General features: G+C 50.1%; 16 protein-coding genes. 8 read left to right on the forward strand and 8 right to left on the reverse strand.

Translation table 11 applies throughout. The annotated features are described in order from the left end of the window. Window positions 1-81 precede the first annotated feature (81 nt). The 5 genes from LLG96_18805 (at window position 82) to LLG96_18825 (ending at window position 9103) form a co-directional block, all read left to right on the forward strand. Window positions 82-2295 carry a T9SS type A sorting domain-containing protein gene (locus LLG96_18805; protein ID MCE5252256.1) on the forward strand — a complete coding sequence of 738 codons (2214 nt, stop codon included), beginning with the start codon at window positions 82-84 and terminating at the stop codon, window positions 2293-2295. 395 nt (window positions 2296-2690) lie between these two features. Next, entirely contained in the window at window positions 2691-5543 is a 2853-nt protein-coding gene (locus LLG96_18810; GenBank protein MCE5252257.1) for an insulinase family protein, read from the forward strand. 116 nt (window positions 5544-5659) lie between these two features. Beyond that, window positions 5660-6427 (forward strand): hypothetical protein, encoded by a 768-nt coding sequence (locus tag LLG96_18815; GenBank protein ID MCE5252258.1) that lies wholly within the window; start codon window positions 5660-5662, stop codon window positions 6425-6427. Window positions 6428-6451: 24 nt separating this feature from the next. Continuing rightward, the gene (locus LLG96_18820; GenBank protein MCE5252259.1) at window positions 6452-7534 is read left to right on the forward strand and encodes a HEAT repeat domain-containing protein; all 1083 of its coding nucleotides are present in this window, start codon (window positions 6452-6454) and stop codon (window positions 7532-7534) included. A 153-nt stretch (window positions 7535-7687) separates the two neighbouring features. After that, entirely contained in the window at window positions 7688-9103 is a 1416-nt protein-coding gene (locus LLG96_18825; protein MCE5252260.1) for a glycosyltransferase, read from the forward strand. A gap of 86 nt (window positions 9104-9189) precedes the next feature. Here the strand turns inward: LLG96_18825 and LLG96_18830 are convergent, their stop codons facing one another. The 8 genes from LLG96_18830 to LLG96_18865 form a co-directional block, all read right to left on the reverse strand. Further along, complete coding sequence (locus tag LLG96_18830; GenBank protein MCE5252261.1) at window positions 9190-9558, reverse strand: response regulator; 369 nt, start codon at window positions 9556-9558, stop codon at window positions 9190-9192. A gap of 38 nt (window positions 9559-9596) precedes the next feature. After that, window positions 9597-11450, reverse strand: a complete 1854-nt coding sequence (locus tag LLG96_18835) for a PAS domain-containing sensor histidine kinase (protein ID MCE5252262.1) — start codon at window positions 11448-11450, stop codon at window positions 9597-9599. A gap of 46 nt (window positions 11451-11496) precedes the next feature. Further along, window positions 11497-13320 carry a diguanylate cyclase gene (locus LLG96_18840; protein MCE5252263.1) on the reverse strand — a complete coding sequence of 608 codons (1824 nt, stop codon included), beginning with the start codon at window positions 13318-13320 and terminating at the stop codon, window positions 11497-11499. A gap of 1032 nt (window positions 13321-14352) precedes the next feature. Next, complete coding sequence (locus LLG96_18845) at window positions 14353-15705, reverse strand: sigma-54 dependent transcriptional regulator (GenBank protein ID MCE5252264.1); 1353 nt, start codon at window positions 15703-15705, stop codon at window positions 14353-14355. Then, window positions 15702-17402, reverse strand: a complete 1701-nt coding sequence (locus tag LLG96_18850) for a hypothetical protein (GenBank protein MCE5252265.1) — start codon at window positions 17400-17402, stop codon at window positions 15702-15704. The genes LLG96_18845 and LLG96_18850 overlap by 4 nt, the downstream gene beginning before the upstream one ends. 11 nt (window positions 17403-17413) lie before the next feature. Further along, window positions 17414-18475 (reverse strand): hypothetical protein, encoded by a 1062-nt coding sequence (locus tag LLG96_18855; protein ID MCE5252266.1) that lies wholly within the window; start codon window positions 18473-18475, stop codon window positions 17414-17416. Beyond that, window positions 18472-19068: a hypothetical protein gene (locus LLG96_18860; GenBank protein MCE5252267.1), complete on the reverse strand. Its 597-nt coding sequence runs from the start codon at window positions 19066-19068 to the stop codon at window positions 18472-18474. Before LLG96_18860 ends, LLG96_18855 begins: the two co-directional genes overlap by 4 nt. 148 nt (window positions 19069-19216) lie before the next feature. Then, on the reverse strand, window positions 19217-19729 hold the full coding sequence (locus tag LLG96_18865; protein ID MCE5252268.1) for a hypothetical protein: 513 nt from the start codon (window positions 19727-19729) through the stop codon (window positions 19217-19219). Between the two features lie 401 nt (window positions 19730-20130). Between LLG96_18865 and LLG96_18870 the strand changes: the two genes are divergently transcribed. The 3 genes from LLG96_18870 to LLG96_18880 all read left to right on the forward strand — a co-directional run. Further along, the gene (locus LLG96_18870) at window positions 20131-22158 is read left to right on the forward strand and encodes a hypothetical protein (GenBank protein MCE5252269.1); all 2028 of its coding nucleotides are present in this window, start codon (window positions 20131-20133) and stop codon (window positions 22156-22158) included. 382 nt (window positions 22159-22540) lie between these two features. Then, on the forward strand, window positions 22541-23887 hold the full coding sequence (locus LLG96_18875; GenBank protein ID MCE5252270.1) for a cytosine permease: 1347 nt from the start codon (window positions 22541-22543) through the stop codon (window positions 23885-23887). A gap of 53 nt (window positions 23888-23940) precedes the next feature. After that, window positions 23941-24283: hypothetical protein (locus tag LLG96_18880; protein ID MCE5252271.1), on the forward strand; the 343-nt coding region annotated here is incomplete at its 3' end.

The following is a 24283-nucleotide window of genomic DNA, read 5'->3' on the forward strand; positions in this document are numbered from 1 at the left end:
CAGGATTGTTCTAAAATTATTTTTAACAACCAGTTATTCTGTTATTGTTACCTGTTCACCCATTTTCTTGTAGGGGGGGAAATGAGAAAAGCCATCGTCATACTCCTGATGCTGGCGCTGACATGCATCACCATATCGGCACATGCTCTGGAGGTTATGCAGTCCTTAACGGACGGAAACAACATCAGAGACTATGCTTTTCAGGGAAATTATGTATGGTGTGCAACGCTCGGCAGCCTGGTCAGATGGAACATACTCGACGGCACCTATGTCCAGTTCACCACGAAAGACGGTCTTGCGAGTAATTACGTTATAACCGTTGATATCGGCGAAAACAATGAGTTATGGATTGGCACGATGGGCGGTCTCCAGCGATACGACGGAACAGCATTCACAACGTACACAACCGAAAACAGCGGCATTCCGGATAACGGCATCAATGCGGTTGCGCTCGATGAACATGGAACGGTCTGGGTAGGAACAGGCGGGGGTCTTGCATGTTTCAACGGTTCAACATGGAAAACATACACGGCCGAAAACAGTGGAATTCTGGTCGATCCCGTGGCTTCCATAGCTGTCGATAAAAACGGGATTATATGGCTTTCTCACGACCTCAACGGCATGGAATCGAAGAAGCGGGTTGTCATGAGTTTTGACGGTACCACCTTTGTGAATTACGGAAGCTTAAACAAAGGGGCAACTTATGTAAGAAAAATTGCTGTCGACAACGATAACAACAAGTGGTTTCTGAGTCCGTATGGTTTATATCGTTTTGACGGCAAGACATTCACAAAGCAGAAAGATGTTTCTGTGGTTTCGAGTGTTTATACGGACAGAGACGGCAAGGTATGGGTTACATGCGGCGGTCCTCCGAGCTATAGTGCAGCGTACAGGAGTATAAAGTGTTTCGATGGCGTATCATGGACCGAGTATCATTTTGAAGACCTGATTCCATATACCATTACCGCTTACTGGGATATAAAACTCGACAGCGATGGAACCTTATGGTTTGTATCCATGGATACGACGGGCGGTGTTTACTCGCTGCACAGCTACAATGGATCGGAATTGAAAACATATCTGACCAGGGGACCGCGAAGTTATAATATGCAGGATTTATTCATCGATCGTAATGGCACCAAATGGTTCGGAACATATTTCGGAGCTGCGGAATTTGATGGCAGCGGATGGGAAAACCATATCTTTTCACTGTCAGAAAACGATATTCCGCCAAACAGCTCTCTTATCCAATATAACTCAATCACAAATGCTGTCTTATGTATCGGCGAGGATCAGGACAATGTCCTGTGGATGGGTACCGCTTACGGGATAAGAAGTTTCGATGGCTCAACATTGACATTTTACGGTCCCGCAAACACCAACAACGTTGTTTATACTTCGATAGTCGATTGTGCGGTTGATAAAGATAATGTCAAATGGTTCGCTTCCGGAAGGAATATATGCAGTTTTGACGGTACAACATGGACTCCCTATCACACCTTTGAATTTATAACGTCTTCCGTTGTTGTCGATGCCGACAATATTAAATGGTTCGGAACATACGACAAGGGTGTATGGAGTTTTGACGGTTCAACATGGATAAATTATACGGAAGAAAACGGCGCTCCGAAAGGTAATATCATGGTTGCCGCTGTCGACCGTGACAACATCAAGTGGTTCGGTACTGACGATGGAATCTGGAGTTTCAACGGTACAGCGTGGACATTCTACGATAAAGATATTATCGGGATACCTGACCATGCCGCGATCAATGATATAGAGGTGGATGCTTACAACAGGTTGTGGTGTGTCATCAACGGCAGCCTCGCTTCGTTCGATGGTGTTTCATGGACAGTTTATGACCGTGAAACCACGGGATCGGTGAGCAAAATCGCTATCGACGGGGAGGGAGTCCTGTGGCTGGGAGGATTCGGCGGAGTCGGAGATGCCGGTGTGGTTCAGAGTTTCAAAATATCGGCGGAGCCTGCCGTTGTGGAAGAAAAAAACAGTCTCCCGACTGCACTTAAAATAAACGGAAACTACCCCAATCCGTTCAACCCGTCAACCACCATCGAGTTCATGATTCCCGACCCGGGAACCGTGAATCTTTCCATATACAGTATTTCCGGACAGAAAATCCGCGAGCTCGTCGCCGGGAATCTGTCGGCAGGCAGCCATAGTGCTGCTTGGGATGGCCGTGACAGCAGTGGCAATTGTGTTTCTTCAGGAGTGTATATCACACAATTGAGGTTGGGTGACAGGATTGCCACTCACCGGATGCTGCTCATGAAGTAACAATGAACTCATCCGATCGTCACGGGAAAGGTATCCTTGCAAAAGGGTACCTTTTTTAATATCCGTATTGAAAGACCCTCTCTCCCTCTGCCCCTTTCTCACCACTTGATTTTTTTCTGAAATAACCATAGATTCTCATATATATTCATAACCCGGATTATTCATGAATTTGTTTTTTTCTTACAAAAAATCCCCCCTGCCTTACGGCATCCCCCTTTTAAGGGGGGAGATGGGCTGGCGCCCCCTTTTTTTATAAGGGGGAAATGGCGAAGCCGAGGGGGATCATGTGAAAACATGGATAACATTATAGAATTTTGTTATTATTGATATTATATCATAGTTACCGCTACTCTTTTCGGCGTTTATGAATAATCCGGGATAACAGGAGACCAGCGATGAAACGATTACCCCTTGTAATTTTACTATCCGCACTCTCTCTCTTCGGCTCATGCGCTCCCCGGAAAACAGGCATGGCAACCCCCGAAGAGAACGTGCGGCAGTCCTTGAACCTCGATGCAGCCCTGCTGATCGATCCCGGCGTAGCAAAGGGCAAACTCGATAACGGCCTCACCTGGTATGTGAGGGAAAACGGGAAACCCGAAAAACGGATGGAGTTGCGGCTCGTTGTAAAAGCGGGCTCGGTACTCGAGAACGACGACCAGCAGGGACTGGCGCACTTCGTCGAACATATGGCGTTCAACGGCACGAAGAATTTTCAGAAGCACGAGCTCGTGAATTATCTCGAATCCATCGGAATGCGGTTCGGGCCGGATTTAAACGCCTATACAAGCTTCGACGAAACCGTGTACATGCTCCAGGTACCGACCGACAGTACGCATATTGTCGAGAAGGCTTTTCAGATACTCGAGGACTGGGCGCACAATATCTCGTTCGACGATGACGAGATCGACAGAGAGCGGGGGGTTATCGTCGAGGAATGGCGCCAGGGCAGAGGCGCGGATATGCGGATGCTCGACAAGCAGTTCCCGGTGCTTTTCCATGGGTCACGGTATGCGGAGCGGCTGCCAATCGGGAAAAAGGAGATAATCGAACAGTTCCGGCACGATACTCTCCGTGCATTCTACAAATCTTGGTACCGGCCTGACCTCATGGCCGTGATCGCGGTAGGCGACTTTGATAAAAACCAGATTGAAAGCCTTATAAAACAGCATTTTGCACGGATACCCTCTCCGAAAAAACCGCCAAAAAGAATTATGTATCCCCTGCCGGATCATGATGAAACGTTGTTCGCAATCGCTACCGACCCCGAAGCCACAAGTAACGGCGTCAGCATTTACTACAAGCACGATGCGCCGCCGGAAGGAACTGTGGGCGACTATCGGAGGCAGCTCGTGGAATACATGTACCACGGGATGTTCAACCAGCGTCTCAGCGAGCTGACAAAGCAGTCGGACCCGCCGTTCCTCTACGGGTATTCAACCAACACCAGGATGGTTCTGGCAAAAGAGATGTACGTTCTCGGTACGGGAGTCAAGGATAACGGAATCGAACGGGGACTCGATGCGCTCATGACCGAAGCTGCCCGTGTCCGGCGTTTCGGATTCACCCTGTCCGAGATGAACCGTCAGAAACAGGAACTGCTGCGCTTCATAGAACAGGCTTACAGCGAACGCGATAAAACCGAATCGGGGAGTTTTACCAACGAATACTCGCGTAATTTTCTTGCGGACGAGCCAATTCCGGGTATTGAGGTTGAATATGCCATCTTCAATAAATATATTCCGGAAATCACCCTGGAAGAGGTAAACAGGCTGGCGACCGCATGGATATCTGACCGCAACAGGGTCATCATGGTCAATGCGCCTGAAAAACCCGGTGTGAAGGTGCCCGGTGAAAAAGAAATTCTCACTGTTATCGACACCGTAAGCGAAAAAGAGATCGAGCCGTATGTCGATACCGTCTCCGACCGTCCTCTCGTCGAGACACCTCCCACACCATCCCCCGTCGTCAGCGAGCGCCTGATAGAGAAAATCGGAATTACCGAATGGACGCTCGCCAACGGGGTTCGTGTCGTTCTCAAACCCACCGATTTCAAGAATGACGAAATCATCTTTACATCATCGAGCCCCGGCGGATATTCGCTGGTACCGGACAGGAATTTCATTGCCGCCAAAACGGCATCCGCGATAGTGAATGAAGGCGGCGCGGGGCCGTTCAATCTTATCGAGCTCGATAAAAAACTCTCCGGCAAGGTTGTGGGTGTGTCACCTTGGATAAGCGACCTTCAGGAAGGCATTACCGGGAACGCATCTCCCAAAGATATCGAAACCATGTTTCAGCTTATCTATCTCTATTTCACCGAACCGCGCAAAGACAGCACAGCGTTCCTCTCATACAAATCGCGCATGAAAGGCATGATAGAAAACCGCAGCGCACGACCCGAAACAGCCTTTTCCGATACCGTCCTGGTAACCATGGCCTCCTATCACCCGCGCATGCGGCCCTGGACAACAGCCCTCCTCGATGAGATGAATCTCGATGCATCGTACGATATTTACCGCGACCGTTTTATGGATGCGAGCGATTTCACCTTCTATTTCGTCGGCAATTTCGACCTTTCGTCAATAAAACCTCTCGTCGAAACGTATATCGGAGGCCTGCCATCCCTCAAGCGAAAGGAAACCTGGCGGGACACCGGAGTCATGTTTCCCCGGGGATCGATCAGGAAAGAAGTCAGGGCGGGAATCGAGCAAAAGAGCCAGGTGCAGCTCATCTTTACCGGTGATTTTTCCTGGTCATACCAGAACCGTTACGATATGGGCTCGATGACCGAGCTTCTCCGGATCAAACTTCGCGAGGTCATCCGCGAGGATATGGGCGGCACGTACGGTGTGAACGTTTCCCAATCGCTTTCCCATTATCCTCGCGAGCAGTATCAGCTCACCATATCGTTCGGCTGCGCTCCGGAACGGGTCGGCGAGCTGACCGCCGCGGTTTTCACCCAGATAGACAGCCTTAAAACATCCGGCACGACCGATGTCTATCTCGAAAAGGTCAGGGAGAGTCAGAAACGGCAGCGTGAAACGGACCTCAAGGATAATTCTTTCTGGCTGAACATTATGGATTTTTACTACTTTAACCGGGAGGACCCGCTGACCGTTCTCCAATTCGACAGCATGGTAGAAAATCTGTCGCCCGATGCTGTCCGGAAGGCGGCAAACACTTATCTCGACACGAACAATCTCGTACAGATTATCCTGTATCCGAAGGACTTCAAAACACGATAGACACCGGTAATGATTCGGAGGTGACCAGCATTATTTTTTTACGTTCATGATTCTCATCATCGCATATCCGTACAGTATGTTAACGATACCAATCCTCTTAACAATACGGTGAATACATGAACATACGAAAAATAATCCCCATTGTCGTGACAGTTCTTTTCGTCGGCAGTACAGCAGGTTCCGCTGAACGGGTCAGGAACATCTTTTCGTTTTCCTATCTCGATTATTCCGGTATCGGTTTATCGAAGGTATTCGAGAATACCGCCCTTGTACGGGTACGTCCCTCTGCCTCGCTTCTCGTCAGGGCATACCACGATCATCGGAGTTCCTGGAATAATACCATCATTACTGCGGGATCGGTCCTCAATATAGGCAGCAACCACTATATCGAGCTTACCTATGGACACGGACGCGACTCGGCGGATCAGACCTCCGACCACTTCACCGCGGAACTGACCCGTGAAAAAACCCGGTATATCGCTGGAATCGGATTCCGTCACAGTTCCTATCCCGGTATTTCCTTCAGCCTGCTTTCGCCGAGTATCCGGTTCTCCGTGACCCCACGGCTCTCTCTCTGGGGAAAATACTTTGGAAGCGTCGATTCGGATGGCAATTTCGACCAGTCATACTGGACGGACGGGGAATACGGGATTACGAGGAGAATATCTCTCAGGCTGGGAATTACCGGAGGAAACCGTCTGTACAGTCCCGAGTATGAAACCCTCCTCACAAAAGGCGCTAACATGAGTTTCTTCTCGGTGCTCGCACAGGTAAGCTATATATTCAGCGACGGTCTTACTTTCTATTACCTCTATGAAAATATGTCCCGTGAATCCAAATACACGGATTTGAAAAACATCCTCATTGTCGATGTCAGATTCTGAAATACATGGAACACCAGGGGACACATGAATACGACCGGCATACTGCATTTTTTTTCCACCCGTGAACTCATCCTGGTGAGCGTTATTCTCATCATGGCTGTAATAGTATTCTTTCTGCTCATGTACGCCATTATCTTCCGTATCATCTATAATATGAGAAACCGCCGTGTCATCCGAAAAAAAGCGCATTGGGAGAAAATAGTCCTCGACTATATCACCGGTATAATCGACACGGTCGATCTTTACAGTCTGAAACTTAAAACAGGCGACTGGATGATATTCGGGGCATTTATCGAAAATTACCTGGTCGACCTCAAGGGAGAAGACAACGACCGCCTCATCCGGCTTCTCTGGAATATCGGATACTATGAGGTTCTTATGGGCGCCCTTGACTCCTCAGATGCGATTGAACGCGCATACAGCGCCCATTACCTGGGACTGATGAACTACCGCGCGGCCGAATCAAAAATCATGAACCTCATTTACGATAGCAGCTCGTTCGTCGCCATCAGCGCATTCGAGGCCCTCAACCGTATCGGCACAGGGAAAAACCTTGACCGGATTATCCGTGATGTTCTCAACAAAACCGACCTCAGTATATCCAAGGTATCGGATATCATTCTGAGTTATGGAAGCGAGCTCAATCCGGTATTGACCAGGCTTCTCGATGACCGCGAAGTCACCGATGCGGGGAAACGGCTCATAGTGGATATTCTCGCCTATAAAAATGCACTCGACAGTTCGACTGTCGTTTTGAAACTGGCAAGGCAGACCGAGAACAAGGAGCTCAAAATCGGCTGTATCAAGGCGCTCGGCGTATTCTGCGACCCGGAGAGTATACCGTTTCTTCAGGACAATATTTCCGCACCCGACTGGATTATCAGAAGCCAGGCGGTAAAAGCTTTCGGAAATATCGGTACGGAGGAAATAATTCCCCTGTTATCAGGAATACTTGTCTCCGATGATAATCTGTGGGTAAAACTCTACAGCGCTCAATCGCTCGCACGGTTCGGAGAGAAAGGGAAAGCCATCCTGGAAACGGTGCTCAGGGACAGTAAAGACCTTGAGGATGTCATCAGGTATGTATTATACGAAACCGGGGTATAAATAAGAGGGCGGTGAAAAAGTCTCTTTATCACATGCCCGTTTTTGAAATATATCGTTTTGTTGCTGTCAAGGGCATGTAAATCGTCACTTCGTGTCGACCCTTGACAGCTTAAATCCATACATATAGTGTTTTTTCACAAGGCTTTTTAATCCATGAGAGACACTGTCGTTACAGCAATCATCCTGTTTAATTACTTTGTCCTGCTATATTTTTTATCGATCAACAGCATATATATGCTCCTGTCGATTCTTTCCTTTTTCTCGATACGCCATTATATGGGTGTGTCGAGTTCGATCGTGCAGTACAAAAAGCTGTTTCAGTCCTCCTTCTACAAGCCCATTTCGGTTCTGGCGCCCGCGCATAACGAGGAAGCGACAATTGCCGACAGTGTAAAATCGCTCCTTCAGCTCCGGTATCCGGAATATGAAATCATCGTCATTAACGACGGCTCAACCGACAGGACGCTCGATGTCCTTATCGGGGAGTACAGGCTGAAACGATCGTTCCGGCCTTATGAGATTATCATCCCCTGTAAAGATATCCGGGGGATATACACCTCCGAGGATTATGCGAACCTTGTGGTGATTGACAAGGTCAACGGTCGTAAGGCGGACGCATTGAACGCCGGAATCAACATAGCGCGTTTCCCGCTGGTGGGCGCCATCGATTCCGACTCGATTCTTGAGCCGGAGGTCATGGTTAAGATGGTTCGACCATTCCTCGATGATCCGAAAACAATCGCTGTCGGAGGAATAATCAGGGTTGTCAATGGATGTACGGTGCGTGCAGGGGAAGTCGTCCGGATCGAAATGTCGCCCAAATGGCTCCCGAACTTTCAGACAGTGGAATACCTCCGGTCGTTCCTGTTCGGGCGAGTCGGCTGGGATGTGCTCAATGGTCTGCTCGTGATCTCGGGGGCATTCGGGCTTTTCAGAAAAGACGTGATTATCCGCTGCGGCGGCTACAGTCACGATACGGTCGGAGAGGATATGGAACTCGTGGTGAGAATGCATAAGATCATGCGCGAAAATAAGATACCTTACAGAATAACGTTTGTGCCCGAGCCGGTGTGCTGGACCGAGGTACCCGAATCGCTCAGGATTCTGAGCCATCAGAGAAACCGCTGGCAGCGCGGGCTTATCGAAACACTCATAACCCACAGAAAGATGCTTCTCAATCGACGGTACGGAGTTGTGGGCATGCTTGCCATGCCGTTTTTCTTCTTTTTCGAGATGCTCGGTCCGATAGTTGAATTACTCGGGTATATCGTTTTCCCTATCTCCTGTGTCTTCGGGATAGTCAATATCCAGTTCGCGGTTCTTTTTTTCATTGTTGCCATTATTCTCGGCATAATACTCTCCGTCAGCTCTATTGTACTGGAAGAACTCTCGTTTAAGCGTTACCCGCAATACAGCCATATCGTCAGGCTGTTTTTTTTCAGCGTCATGGAAAATTTCGGATACCGGCAGATCCATACACTGTGGCGGTTCAGAGGAATTATTGACTACCTGAGGGGAAAAAAGACATGGGGCACCATGGAACGTACGGGAGTGAAGAAAACGGTATGACAATCCACCCGATCCGTGTATAGAATCGTGTTAATAATCCGGATATACCACCGTATCAGCGGTGTCTGTCACTATTCTTCCCGACGTCATTCATCAAGCACTTTTTTTATGCGCGCTGCCAGCTCGGCCGGCCTGAAGGGTTTCACAATGTAATCTTCCGAGCCGAGATTGAATCCCTTGACAATATCTCTCTCCTGTCCTTTCGCAGTAAGCATGATGACAGGTATCGACCTGAGATTTTCCTGTTCTTTCACCTTTTTCAATACTTCGTAACCATCCATGACGGGCATCATAATGTCGAGAAGAACGAGATCGGGCTTGTTGCTGGCAATACTTTCAAGCGCTTCACCGCCATCCTTTGCCCAGATGACCGTATAACCCTCACGTTCGAGCTTGAATATGACGAGGCGGGCGATATGAGGCTCATCTTCGGCAAGAACAATTGTTTTTGGCATACAAAGCTCCAGTAAAACAATGTGTTATACAAACAAATTCAGACAGTTTTCCTATCGCTTCTTCCCGCTGTACCTCTTTTTTCCAGCGGTAGCACGACAAGGAATTCCGATCCCTTGCCGGTATCACTCGATACGATGATTTTCCCTTTATGTACCTCGATGAGTTTTTTGACGATCGAAAGCCCGAGCCCCGTACCGGGAATCTTTTTTACCAGAGGTGTTTCCGCCCTGAAGAACTTTGTGAAGAGCTTTTTCCGGTCTGCGGGGCTGATTCCGATACCGGTATCCAGAATACTGATTTCAGCCTTGTTGTTACGTTCATCCAGTTTGATCGTAACCGATCCCTCGGGCGTGAACTTGATTGCGTTGGAGATGAGGTTCAGCATAATCTGCGTGATTTTATCCTGATCAAAATAACCTTCGATGCCGTTCTTAATGTCGAGGATATAATCCAGCTTCTTTTCAAGGGCATTGTGGCGCAGCGTATTGGCAGAATATCTCACCAGATCGCTCAGGGACACTTTCTGCATACGGAGGGTCAGTTTGACCGCTTCGAGCTTTTCAATGTCGAGGAGATCGTTGATCAGGAGGGTGAGACGCTCTGAATTTCTGGATACCATGTCCAGAAACTCCCGTTGGACATCATTGATTTCGCCGGTCTCGCCGGCAAGAATCAGATCGATATATCCCTGAATTGCGGTAAGCGGCGTTCTGAGCTCATGGGAAACAGTCGAAACAAACTCCTCCTTCATGTGCTCGATCTCCGCTTCCTTCGTAATATCACGTATGGACTTGACAGCCCCGATAATACTTCCATCCACGCTTTTCAGAGGAGAATTGACCGACTCCACGGTAGTGGTTGTATCATCACGGTGCTGAATGATGCTCCGCTCAACGAATGTGAGTCCTTTCAGGAGGGTCTGTTCAAGTCCGCATGAATGATTGCAGAGATCGTTCCGGTCGTTGTCGACACACCGGATGATATCATAACAGGGCTTGCCGATTATCTCCTCCCGCGGCAAACCAACCAGTTCGCTGAAAGCGTTATTAAAAGCGGTTATCGTGTACTCGTTATTCACGGTGATTATTCCATCCCCCACGTTCTCCAGAATGGTGTTGAGCTCCTCCGTTTTTTCCTGAAGTTTGCTGATAAGATCCAGCCGCTCTTTTTCCGCCTTTTTCCGCCCGGTCACATCACGGATGATGATGAGATCACCCCTGCGGTTATTCGCGAGCTCGATGAGGGCTCCGTTGACCTCTCCGATCACCGTTTCACCATCCTGTTTCACCATCTCCAGTTCATACGTCTGGACTGCCTCCCCTTTCATGCGCTGCAAGAAATTATCGACGGCAACTTTTTTCGATTCTTCATTTAAAATCGGAAGCTCGAAAAGGGTTTTCCCGATATAATCATATTTGGAATATCCCAGGAAGTCCCTCGAACGATCGTTGACATCCAATACTTTCCCGTCTTCATCGATAAGCACCATGAAATCATTGGCCTTATGGAAAACTGTCTGGTATTTCTGACGGCTCTCGACAAGGGCATCCTCGATTTCTTTACGGTCGGAAATATCGTTGACCGTCATGCCCAGACCATCACCGGCTCTGAACACCTTCAGGTATATATTCTGAGTGCTGAAAATCTTTCTGGAAACGGCATAATCGAGCTCGAAGGGCTTCCCTGTTTCAAGAACATCCATGCACCGGTCATACCCTCCAGAATCCTTCATATCCGGAAATAACTCCGTCAGGTTTTTCCCGAGAACATCGTTTTTTTTCTTTCGGAGCATTTCCAGCATGGCACCGTTAATCATCAGGGTATTCATCTCCGAATCGAACAATATAAAACCTTCTGTCGCCGAATCTATAAAATCCCGGAACATTTCCATGCTTACGGATGGCTCAGTTTTATGTCTGTTTCCCACAATCCGACCCTCAATCCATGAGTTTAGTTCGAATCAGGTTACGTCCGTGACTTTTCGCATCATAGAGCGCATCATCGGAAGCTTTTATCAGCGAAACCGGATCGGTTACACGACCCGGAAAGACAACCGATATTCCTATGCTGACCGTAACAAATTTCCCGATATCCGATTCTTGGTGTTCAATTGCCATGTCCCTCAGGCGGGACTGAATCGCCTCGGCAACTTTCTGTGCACCTTTTTCCTTGGTGCCGGGGAGTAAAACAACGAATTCTTCTCCCCCGTAACGGGCTACGAAATCGCCGGAGCGGTTCACGGTCTGTTCAATCGCTCTGGCAACTTCCCTGAGACACTCGTCACCCCTGAGATGGCCGTACGTATCATTGAATCTTTTAAAGTAATCGATGTCGATCATGAGAAGGGAAACCGGCTCTTTGTCACGGGCAGCCCGCCGCCACTCGGTCTGATACACATCGTCAAAAAAACGTCGGTTCGGAATGCCTGTAAGCCCGTCACGAATGGAAATCTCATGCAGTTTTTTATTCGCTTCCTCGAGATTCCGTGTCAGTTTCTCGAGTTCCCGCTCATGCGCCTTTCGGTGTTCGGTCTCATCCTCCAGAGCCTTTTCATGAAGTTTCTGGCTGGTGATATCCCGATAAAACCATACCCGGCCGTAACAATCACCCTCCTGATTCATCACAGGCGCCGTATAGCTGTCAAACACCCGTCCGTCCTTCAATTCTATTTCAAACCGGTCGCTTTCTTCACAGTGTTTCCGCAAATGATCCAATCTCCCGGTAACCATACCGGAATCAGCCATTTTTTTATAGAGAAGCTGTTCGGCCTTCTCCCGGGAACCATCATCGATAATTCTGCGGGGTATTTTCCACATCTCGGTAAACCGCTTATTCGCTGAAATCAGTTTACCGTTGCCCGAAACGACAAGAATACCGTCAATCGAGGCTTCGGTCTGGCTCTCCAGAAGTGTCTTCTGAAAACGTAAAACTTCCTCTTTTCTTTTCTGCTCGGTTATGTCGCGGGCGAAAACGGCGACACGGCATACATTACCCTGTTCATCGAGAATCGGATAAACCATGGTATCAAAATAATAATCCGACCGCATATCCTGAAACCGTACCGCCTTTTTTGTCCGGATTACATCCAGAACCTGCTTCTTCCGCGCATCCTTTATCTCCGGAGGCATTAAATCCTGAAGGTTTTTGCCGGTCAATTCCTTCGCAGTCTTGCCGAGCCGTTGAGCGGCGATTTCATTGATAAGAAGAATTTTCCCCGTAAGATCGATCATTATCGCGGATTCCGAGGTAACGTTCAGAAGCGCCTGAGCGGTACGTTCGTTTTCGAGGAGAGCTTGTTCCGCCAGTTTCCGTCGGGATATATCCTTGCCGAAACATGCAATTTCAACAACCTGCCCGCTGTTATTCGAAATTGCATAATACCGCCATTCGACCCATACTCTTTCACCGTTGAGGCAGGTATTTTCAATCTCCTGTGTCACATATTCATCGGGGTGGCTCAGCAGCTGCCTGATCATTTTTCGAAAATAACGAGCGTAATTGCCCGTTTTCGGAATGATGGTATCAATGACACTTTTACCGATTATTTCATCACCGGAAAATCCGAATGTTTCCCCCGCGAATGCATTGAAAAACGTGATGAAACCATCTTTATCTATCCGTAAAACAATGATGTTCGCATTCTGTACAAGATCTTCGTACTGATTCATGAGACAGTGAGACACTTTCCGGGTATTTTCCTTCGGAGCCGATTGACCTGTCTCCGCAGTCATGGCATTTTGTATGGTTCTGCTGCTTTTCATAAAAAAGTACTCTCCTGATTATTATCAAATTCCTGACTGATATATATATATGAATTTCCTAATTTAACCAAGGGAAATTATCGGATAATCAATAATATCGGTATTATCTTAAACGTTTTTCTGCCTGAAAAGGTATCGGATTATGTAAGGCGAATAGTGGAAAATAGCTCGTCATGTTACTTTCCTTTGCTCGCCCAAAGGAAAGTAACCATCCCCGATTAATGATTCGGGGACAAAGTGCGCCCCGTGAAAAGCCTTTTTCCTCATTCGCTTCGCGATTTTCGGGAAGCGCAAAACTCACACATCTTCGATGTGTTCAAACAGTTGCGCTTCTTTTTCCGAAAACCGCTCATTCATTCGGGGCTTTTCAACGGGGAATATGCACTGGAAGCGTTTTAAAACTCCGATGCTCACTATTGTAAGAATTTATAAAACAATCCGGTTATGCCATGTAATAAGCATGTAAGTTATAAGAATTTCACCACGGAGACCTGCTGCGACGGTATGTCAGCACGGCGAGTATGGAGGACACGGAGAAAAAAATCAGTATATCCTGTTTTATGCATAGTGTGTATTGGAAAGAGGCTGCTGTGCATCTTTAACGTTATAAAATATCCGCAGTTCTTCCACAGTGAAACAGCACGGTTGATCGGAAATTCCCCCCTTCTTTTATAGAGGGATACGGCGCAGCCGAGGGGGGTCAATGAAAAGTCCGGATAAAAAATGTCACCATACAATACGTTGTGAATTCATATCATTACGCCCTGCATTGAAATACCGGGCTATTACCGAAAAGTCCCGTTCGGGACTCTGTCGAAGGAGGATTCCGCAGAAATTTTTCGACAGGAGCACCTGATGATCATACAAAAATCCCGAAAACTCCACATTTTATCATGGTAATCAGTTAATCATAGCAATCAGCGGTTCAGACAATGTATTTCCCCTCTGTCTCTCTGTCCCTTTGTCCCTTATGCCTTGTGCCTTCTGCCTTGTCCCTTTGTCCCTTGTGCCTTTTGCCTTCTGCCTTGCCCCTTACTCTTTTTCCCCGTACTTTTTCAGCATGTACCGTATCTTGCGCTCGGTAATCCCGAGGAGCCGTGCGGCAGCGCTCTTGTTTCCGGCGGTTTCATCCATCGCTTTACGGAGCCGTGAGCGTTCGAGGGCGGCAACCTGTTCTTCGAGTGAACTGTCCTCCGGGGTTTTGCTGTCGTCACCGGAAGAAATGCGGAGCGGCAGGTCACGGAGCGTGATCGCATCCCCGCGTGAGAGGACGACTGCCTGCTCGACGATGTTGCCGAGCTCGCGCACATTGCCGGGAAACGGGTACTTGACGAGACGGTCGAGGGCTTCCGGCGATATCGAGCCGATCTTCTTTCCGTGTTCGCGGGAATAATGCCCGATAAAATGCTCCACGAGCACGGGTATATCCGATCTGCGGTTCCGCAGCGGAGGAATCTCGATGCCGACAACATTGAGACGGTAGTAGAGGTCCTGACGGAAGTCTCCGTTCCTGGCATCCTCTTCGAGGTTACGGTTCGTTGCGGCGACTATGCGGACATCGACATGAAGGCTCTCGTTTCCTCCAACCCGCTCGAAGGCGCGTTCCTGGAGGACTCGCAGCAGTTTGACCTGGACGGTCAGGGGAACCTCCCCGATCTCGTCGAGAAACAGTGTCCCGCCGTCCGCCTGCTCGAACCGTCCGACCCGAAGCCTGTCCGCACCGGTAAACGAGCCCTTTTCATGGCCAAACAGCTCGCTTTCGATAAGGTTCTCGGGCACCGCCGAACAGTTCACTGCAACGAAGGGCTTCTGTTTACGGTCGCTCAGCTCATGAATTGCGCGGGCGACAAGTTCCTTTCCCGTTCCGCTCTCGCCGGTCACGAGCACGGTGGCACGGCTTTCCGCCGCCCGGGCGACCAGACTCATCACACCTTCCATCGCCTCGGAGATGTACACAATCCCGGGAACATCGGGGGACTTGCGAACCTGCTCGCGCAGCCATTCGTTTTCGCGGACGAGCTGACGTCTGTCGAGAATACGTTCGAGGATGAGATCGAGCTCCTCGAGGTTTATCGGTTTGGTCAGGTAGTCTTCCACGCCGTTTTTCATGGCCTGTACGGCGTCATCGATGCTGCCGTAAGCGGTCAGCATGACAACCGAGATGTTCGGGTGGTCGTTCCGCACTCTTCCGGCAAGTTCGAGCCCGCTCATTTCGGGCATCTTCTGGTCGGTTATCATGATATCGAACGTATGGGTTGTAATATGGTCGAGAGCCTCGGGCCCGGATGATGCAGCCTGGACATCGTATCCCTTCTTTTTCAGGTATCCTCCGAGCAGTTCACGCTGGATTGCCTCGTCATCTACAATAAGTACAGCCGCTTTCATGATTTCTCCCCGTCAGGTGGTAATGTGATAGTGAAAACAGCGCCGCCTTTTACGCCGTTTTCCGCCGTAATCCTGCCGCCGTGGGCGGTGACTATCCTGTGTACTTCGCTCAGACCCAGACCGGTGCCATTTGCCTTCGTCGTGAAATAGGGATCGAAAATCTTCGGCAGATTTTCATCAGGAATGCCGCTGCCCGTATCCTGAACCTCCACGGCGATCCCTCCTTTATGCTTCCGGGCGCGGATGAAAACAGTACCCTGTTTGGGGGTCGCATCGAGCGCATTGAGCACGACATTGAGAATCGCCTGCTTCATCTGGTCGGCGTCACAGCTGCTTGCCAAATCCGGCTCGATATCAGTGGTAACGGTTATATCCTCGCTGCGTGCTTTTTCGCCGACAATGCCGAGTATTTCGCTGATCAGTTCACCGACACGCACCCGGGTCAGAACAAGCTCCGGGGGGCGGGCATACCTGAGAAAATTATCGACAATCGTGCTTATCCGGGCAATTTCCCTGCTCACGGTGGAGAGAAGTCCGGCAAACTCGTTTTCATCACGGGTTGTGGTAAATTCGGATTTGAGACGCTGGGCGATGATACTGATCGAATTGAGCGGGTTACGGATTTCATGCGCGACCCCGGCAGCGAGACGGCCCATGGAGGCGAGACGTTCCGAGCGGCGTGTCTGTTCCTCCATCATGCGGACATCGCGGAGAATCCGGTCGTGTTCGGCATTCAGGATCAGGTAGTTCTGCCTCAGTATGGCGAAAAAGAACACGAACGCCCCCGAAAAAACCGAGGCAAAAAAGAGTATGAGAAACTGCCGAAGCGCCCGGTGCCTTATGGCATCCATCGCCTCGGTGGAGAGCCCGAGGCGTATGATGCCGAGATTGACATCGTCAACAATCAGGGGATGGACAACCTCGAGTGTTCCCTCGCTGCCGTTACGGATGGTACGGACTCCCCAGTCGCCTTTGTCTGCCCTGACCAGAAAGGTATCGTCCCGGAGCCGCGTCATCTCAGTCACACCTTCCGATGCTGCCACGATGCCGAGGGTGTCCTGGAGAACCACATAGCGCACGCCCTCATTCAGCCCGATTTCCCTGAAAAGGGTGCCGAGCCCAACCGATCTGCGGAAATCGAGCATTTTCTTCGAATCGGTATTTACGACAACCGCACCGCTGTCATGACCTTTCACGACCACACCGTAGCGTTTCCCGCTGTAATAGCTGTCTTCCATGAAACCGATGACTTCTTCATCCGATTTGCCGGCAAGAACGGATTGAACCGCCGGACGGTGTTTTTTCTCCATATCCATGTCTTGCTGTGCCTCGGGACTGCTTCTCATAACCGAACGGCCGCGGTCATCGAGAATATTGATCATCTGGAGATCGTTTTCACGGGCTATACGTTCCAGCAGATCGCGGGAAATAATTCCCCGCAAAGCTAAATGATCGATGAGCCGGGCATTGTCTGAAAGTCTCCGGGCAGTAAGGTCCTCGACCTCGTCGAGCGCATGTATTCCGGCTTCGGCGGAAATACTGACAATATCGACAAGCCATCTGGCCTCATTCATCATGATCTGGTTGAGGTCCTCGGTATTGCGGCGGTATCCCATGTACATGACCGTACCGAACAGGGTCACCACCAGAATCCAGACACCGATGATGTATATGGTTTCAATCCGGGCAGTTTTCATGATATTCCCGTTCAGTACAATTCAAAACGGATCGATATGCCGGTGGAATCGTACGATAAACTATCCAGGGAAGCATCGACTTCGACATGATAAACCTCGCAGAGAGGATGAACGAATGCCGGGAAAAAACCGGGCCGGTACGCTATGACGCAATTCAAACTCCATTCCCACTCGTCCCAGCCTTCCGGTGGAAGATACCAGTACGAGGAGGAAATCGAGCTGTCATAGGTTTTTTTCATCGCCTTGCTCTCGAACTGAATATTTCCCGAGCGATTTATCAGGTATTTTGTGTTGAACATGAATCCGTACATCGAATACTTGTATATGTCGTCGAGGAAGATACGGTTATAATCGGGGATATACGTGTTCGAAGAGTTATTGGTTCTGACTTCCTTCTGTGTTGAATTGATGGCCTGCGCCTGTGTTTCGACAAACATTCCCCACCGCTCGCCAAGCGACTGGGCAACTCTGAGCCTCGATCCCAGTAACGATGTGTCGGGTGTGCCCGGCGCGTCCGGATAATGACGTATCCCCAGGTCAATCTGACCGCGGAGCGTTGTCCCCGAGTTAAAAAACCGGTCGAGTCGGACATAGCTTACGGCATCGGTGTAGCTTTCACTCCCGAATGTCCGGTATGACCGGCCCCCGACACTGCTTTCGCTTCTCAGAAGCAGCGAAGGCGTCAGGTATGCCTTCACCCGCGCCGAGAATCCATACTGCTCGTATCCTGTCAGTACGGTGACATCTCCGTACCGCGCAAGATCATATTCTACACCCGTATCGAAAAACAGGGTATTCCGCGATATAACGGTATACGACGCGACGGCGGAGTGATGATGGAATTGTATGCCGTCGTAATGCTCCAGCACACCTCCGTCAAATCCATATGAACAACTTGCCCGGCCCGATCTGAGCCCGGCGCTCCCGTACATGGATGTAATGGTTCCCGATACACCGTTGATACGCAGGAGCATGTTGGAAGAAGAATCAACTGCCAGGCCGGCCATATATTCAGCGGACGCGGATGTACCGGCGAAAGCAAGTCCGGCAAGAAGTATTACGACTGTCTTCACTTGTTCCTCTGGTTTTGTCTGCCTTTACCCTGATTGTTCTTGTTCTCGTTTCTCGTTTCACGGCCGAAACCGCGACCGTCGTTTATCCCGTCGCCGTCCTCGTCGCTGAACCTGTCCATGTTAATGTCGCGTTCATGCCCCATCTGCCTTGTCTGAATTCCTCTCGCGGGAACATCACGGATTCCGTCGCCATCTTCGTCGATAAACCTGCCGGTTTTCATCTCCTGCCCGTACCGTTTTCCGGTAACATCATTGATGCCGTCCTCATCGAAATCGATGGCTATCGGTCCACGGTTTATGGCGTTCTGTTCTTTCTCAGTCAGAAGATCATTGATCCCGTCGCCGTCGGCATCCTGGAAAAGGTCGTTTTTACCGTCCCCGTCGGCATCGGTGAACGAAAAATTATGGTGGTAAGGTTTTCCGCTTATATCGTTGACGCCATCGCCGTCGGCATCACGGAACAAGTCGTTTTTACCGTCCCCGTCGGCATCGAGAAATTCCGGCTTTTCATAAGCGGGGGGTTTCCCGGCTGTCCACGCGGGCCGTGGAACGGACAGTGCAAGCATGAAAACGATGACACAGGCTGTTTTCATCACACCCCGTATATACCGGAACAGGCGGAGTAAATGCCGCTCTTCCGCCTTCCCGTGATAAATACTTTTTTTATCGTTACTCATCATTGCTTCACTGTTCCCGCGATTGTGTGTTCATTACGTTCCCGCCGCATAGTTCGCTCTGGATTCATTTCGGCAGAATAGAACCGGTTCCGGACATTATTATTCCATGACCGCCGAAACCCTTTCCGCCGTTGTCATTGGATTTTCCTCCGGAGTAGCCTTTTCCCCTGTCTCTCCTGAAAATGGAATTGTTCCATTGACGTGTCGAATTCAAGGTGATGTTTCCCTTGTCGGTGCATTCGTAATCACCGCCTCCGAAGTTCCCGGGATTATTGTTCATTCGTACCTGACCGAAACCCTTTCCCGGACGGGCTGCCGTATTATCGCAGATACCATCGCTGTCGGAATCGACAAAACCGTTTCCCGCCTTTTCACTGCCCTTTTTGTTTCCGGGACCGAGCCCTTTACCCTGACCGCTGTTCTCAAAGGTATCGCAGATACCGTCGCCGTTCTCGTCCACGAACATGGTTCCTGCCCATTTTTTCGATGTTTTGTTCTCTTGCGCATATACGGCGTCGGGAACAAGAATGGTTAAAACACCGAATGCCAGAATATAGGTAACGATTAATTGTCTCATGGTATGCTTCCTCCGTTATGCTCGATACACCATTGCAGTCTCTTTGACATGTTTTCCTGCATCCTGATTACGCAACCCTCATGCCAACCGGGACATCCGGCGAAGGCAACCAGCTATTCTCTTGAAATACAGTATGTTATGCATTATTACCACTTCCGTCATGTTCTATTGTAGTATATACGCTTTCGACACTTTTGTCGAGTGTTTCCGTAATATTGCAAATAAACTTTGTATTTTCAAGGTGTTTTAATCAAAACACATATATGGCTCTTTCGACATTCTCGTCGAACACGGTTACGGCCTCAGGCGGGTTTTTTACAAAAAAAACTTGTTTCGTTCAGAGAACGGATATTCATTGTAGTGAACTTAATATAGAATACCATAAAAAAGAGGGAGGCTTTATGACAAAACGGTCATTGACCGCAGCGTTTTTCGCTGTACTCTTCGCATGCTCCGCGTTGTTCCGGGCTGATGCACAGACGCCCGAACGTCTCAGACGGTCGGAGAGTTTTCTCGGCGTACACTTCGATTTTCATGCCGGGTATGATTGCACGGAGATCGGAAAAAATGTCACCCCCGAAATGATCGAGCGCATCATCGAACAGCTTCATCCCGATTATATCCAGTGCGACTGCAAGGGACATCCCGGCATATCGAGCTATCCGACGAAGGTCGGGAACCCGGCGCCGGGTTTCGTCCGCGATCAGCTTCGGATATGGAGGGATGTCACCGCAAAGCACGGCGTGGCGCTTTACCTCCATTATTCCGGCGTTTGGGATGCCGAAGCGGTGAAACTTCACCCCGAATGGGCCCGTGTCGACGAAAAGGGGAAAACCGACGAGCGTCTGACATCGGTGTACGGTCCCTATGTGGACAGGCTTCTTATTCCACAGTTCAAGGAACTCTCGGACGTTTACGATATCGACGGTGTCTGGGTGGATGGCGAGTGCTGGGCAATCGAGCGTGACTACGGGGACAATGTTCTCAGGATGTTCCGTGAAAAAACCGGCATCGCTACCGTTCCCCGTCAAAAGGATGATCCCGGGTACTATGAATTTACGCAGTTCTGCCGTGACGGATTCAGGGCTTACCTCGATCACTATGTCACCGAGCTCCATAAGTACAACCCGAAATTCCAGATTGCCAGCAACTGGGCATACAGTTCCATGATGCCCGAACCGGTGACTATCGATGTCGACTTCATCTCCGGAGATTTTTCCGCGCGGAACAGCGTTAACTCGGGCCGTCTTGAGGGCCGGAGCATGGTGCACCAGGGCAAGCCCTGGGACCTCATGGCATGGAGTTTTACATGGACTCCCAGTCATTACAGCACAAAATCCATTCCCCAGCTCGAGCGCGAGGCGGCAATCGTTATCTCGCTCGGCGGAGGTTTCCAGGCCTATTTCCCCCAGAACCGTGACGGCTCCGTGCGGCAGTGGGAGTGGGACCGGAACATCATGGGCGAGGTCGCGAAATTCTGCCGCGAACGCCAGGCTGTCTGTCACAAGGCGCAGCCGGTTCCCCAGATCGGCCTCCTCTATTCGGGCAGCGCCTTTTACCGCATCAACTCCAAGCTTTTCTCCGCATGGAGCGGCGAGCTGTCACCCATGAGCGGCATTCTCCAGAGCCTCCTCGATTCCCAGAATTCAGTGGAGATCGTCATGGAGCACCACCTCGATGGCCGTATGCAGGAATACCCGCTTATTGTCGTGCCGGAATGGGAGTATCTCGATCCTCCGTTCAGGGACAAGCTCCTCGCATACGTGAAAAACGGCGGTAATCTCCTCGTGACAGGCCCGAAGGCGGCGGCGCTTTTCGAAAAAGAGCTCGGCATCAGACTCATCGGGAGCCCCGAAAAAAAGGTGAACGGGCTTGAATACAACGGCTGGCTCGCAGGGCTTGAGACCATATCCCAGAAAGCCGAATTAGGGCAGGGCGTCAGGCAATTCGGTTCAATCTACTACGATGCACGTAATGACATGGCCGGACCGTCCGATCCTGCAGCATCCATCGCCGCGTACGGCAAGGGTAAAATCGCCGCGACGTACCTCGACCTGGGCGAACGGTATCTGAACGCCCGGACGGCGCTTGCCCGCACTTTCCTCAACGATCTTGCCCGTGAGCTCTTCCCCGATCCGATTGTCGAGGTGAAAGGCTCGCATTCGGTGGATGTCGTGGTCAACCGTATAAACGGGAAACTCGCAGTGAACCTTGTCAATACGGGCGGCGACCACGAAAACGAAAAAATTTCCGTCATTGACGAAATCCCTCCTGCCGGTCCGCTCGCGGTGTCAATCAGGTATGACAGGAAACCCAAAAGCGTGACCCTGGTACCGGGCGGAAAACCGATTCCGTACGAGTACGGGAACGGCCGTATAAAACTTACCCTGCCACGGCTCGAAATCCATGATATCATTGTCGTGGAGTAAAAAACAGAGTGAGCCGCAGCATGGGTGTAATTATTACCTTGTTATATCGATTAATTCATACTTTTGAATTTGTATTTTAGTCTCAAAAAGATCCCCCCACCTTTCGGCATCCCCCCTTTTTAAGGGAGGGAGATGGTGCGGCTCCCCCTTTGTTTTATAAGAGGGAAAAGGCGAAGCCGAGGGGGATCATGTATAGGCAGGAATAAGGTTATAGGATATTGCTATTATTGTGATAATACCAACATTAAATCTATACATGTTGGCGTTTATGAATAATTCTTGTCATATCGATGCAAAATGTTATCTTATCGAATATTAATTCTTGTATCCATACGGTATACATCAAAAAGTTCGGTAGAGAGAATGACAACAGGAGATTCTTGTGGCTCAATTTGTTGAAAAACGCAGTGTTGACAGGGTTCCGAACGAGGAGCGAACGACTGGATTCTGGGCAATGTTCATGCTCTGGGCGGGATTTTCCATTTCGGTTGCCCGGCTCTGGCAGGGCGGAGTTATAACGAACGCCGGATTCTGGCAGGCGGTTATCGCCCTCATTATTTCCCAGCTTTTCTGGATATACATCGCGATAGGCGCCGTCATGGGAGCGGCCGAGGGTCTTCCCGGCACCATGATCATGCGGTCCGCTTTCGGAATACGGGGGCGTGTTATCCCTTCGGTACCGCTCATCATCGGCACTATCGGGTGGTTCGGCCTTCAGCTCGGAATAACGGCTTCGGCCCTCGAAATCATCATTAAAAACCTGTACGGCGGCTGGAGCGTTCCCATTGAAGCCCAGTATGTCATGTGGGGAATTCTCATGGGCTTCGCGTCAATCTACGGTTATAATGTGGTAATGTGGTTTCAGAAATTCGTCTCCCCGCTGCTCATACTGCTCATCCCCTGGATGGTCTACAAGATGTTCAATCATTTCGATGTTCTCCTCGAACTGAACCGTCCCCGGGAGACCACCATGAGTATCTTCGAGGCGATCACCATTCTATCCGGCGGCGTGCTTGCAATGCTCATCGCCGCGGCGGACTCGTCCCGATATGCGCGATCGCGGAAGACGGCGTTTTCGAGCTTTATGGTCGCCACATGGACGGTCGGAACGATCATGTTTGTCATCGGCATGATGGGCGCAGTCATGGTCGGGGAATACGATCCGGCGAGCATCGTCGACAGGCTCGGGCTTGGGTTCACCGGTCTGTTGATCGTTGTCCTCGCGGCATGGTCGACCAACTGTCTCAACCCGTACTGGGGCGGTATTGCGCTCTCCACCCTGACGACAGGCAACAAATGGGTCCCCAACGGCATTCCCCGGGTGATATCGACAGCAATCGTTGTAGCCATCGGGACGGTTACTGCGGTCATGGGAATCTACAGTATCGGGGGGATCAAGACATTCGTGAATGTTCTTGCGGGTACGCTCGGTCCGGCAAACGGTATCATCATTGCCGACTACTTTTTCCTTCGCGGCAGGGGAACCAACAAGCTCGACATCAACGAGCTCGTGAAAGTCAACGGCCGGTACTGGTACAAAAACGGCTGGAATCCCGTGGCGGTTTCGGTATGGGCGATCGGGGTGATATATTCGTTTATTTTCAAAACGACGTATATCCTCATTACCCCGATAAGTACCCAGATTCTATCGGGCATTCTTTACTATGTGCTTATGAAGACGGCCGGAAAGGCATATCTCGACAAGAGCCTGGGCCATACGGCGCGATAATATATGACAGTCTTTTCGAAATCGAATATCATTCATGTCACAGGAGGCAAGCTTTGAAAAGGCGTTCATTTTTAACGAATCTGGCAGCACAGGCGCTTGCTTTATCGGCAGTCCCCTCCGTTTGGGCTGTCGGGGAAAAGCAGAGCGGTGAAAATTACGGCGCTTCCACAGTGAGCTCGACAGTCGTGACCGAGCTCGGTGGAATGTCGCTCAAGGATATGCGCGAATTTCATCTCAAAGACCTGCGCGAGGGATACCTTCCCGGATGGGACGGCACGATACGGGTCGATGAAAAATACGGCGGTTTCATGCCCTACCTCAAGCCGGACGGCACCCATGTTGACACGATCAAGCGCATGTATTACCAGGGCCGCGGTATCTGGGTGTTCTCATATC

The organism is bacterium (genome assembly GCA_021372535.1).
Taxonomy (GTDB): domain Bacteria; phylum Latescibacterota; class Latescibacteria; order Latescibacterales; family Latescibacteraceae; genus JAFGMP01.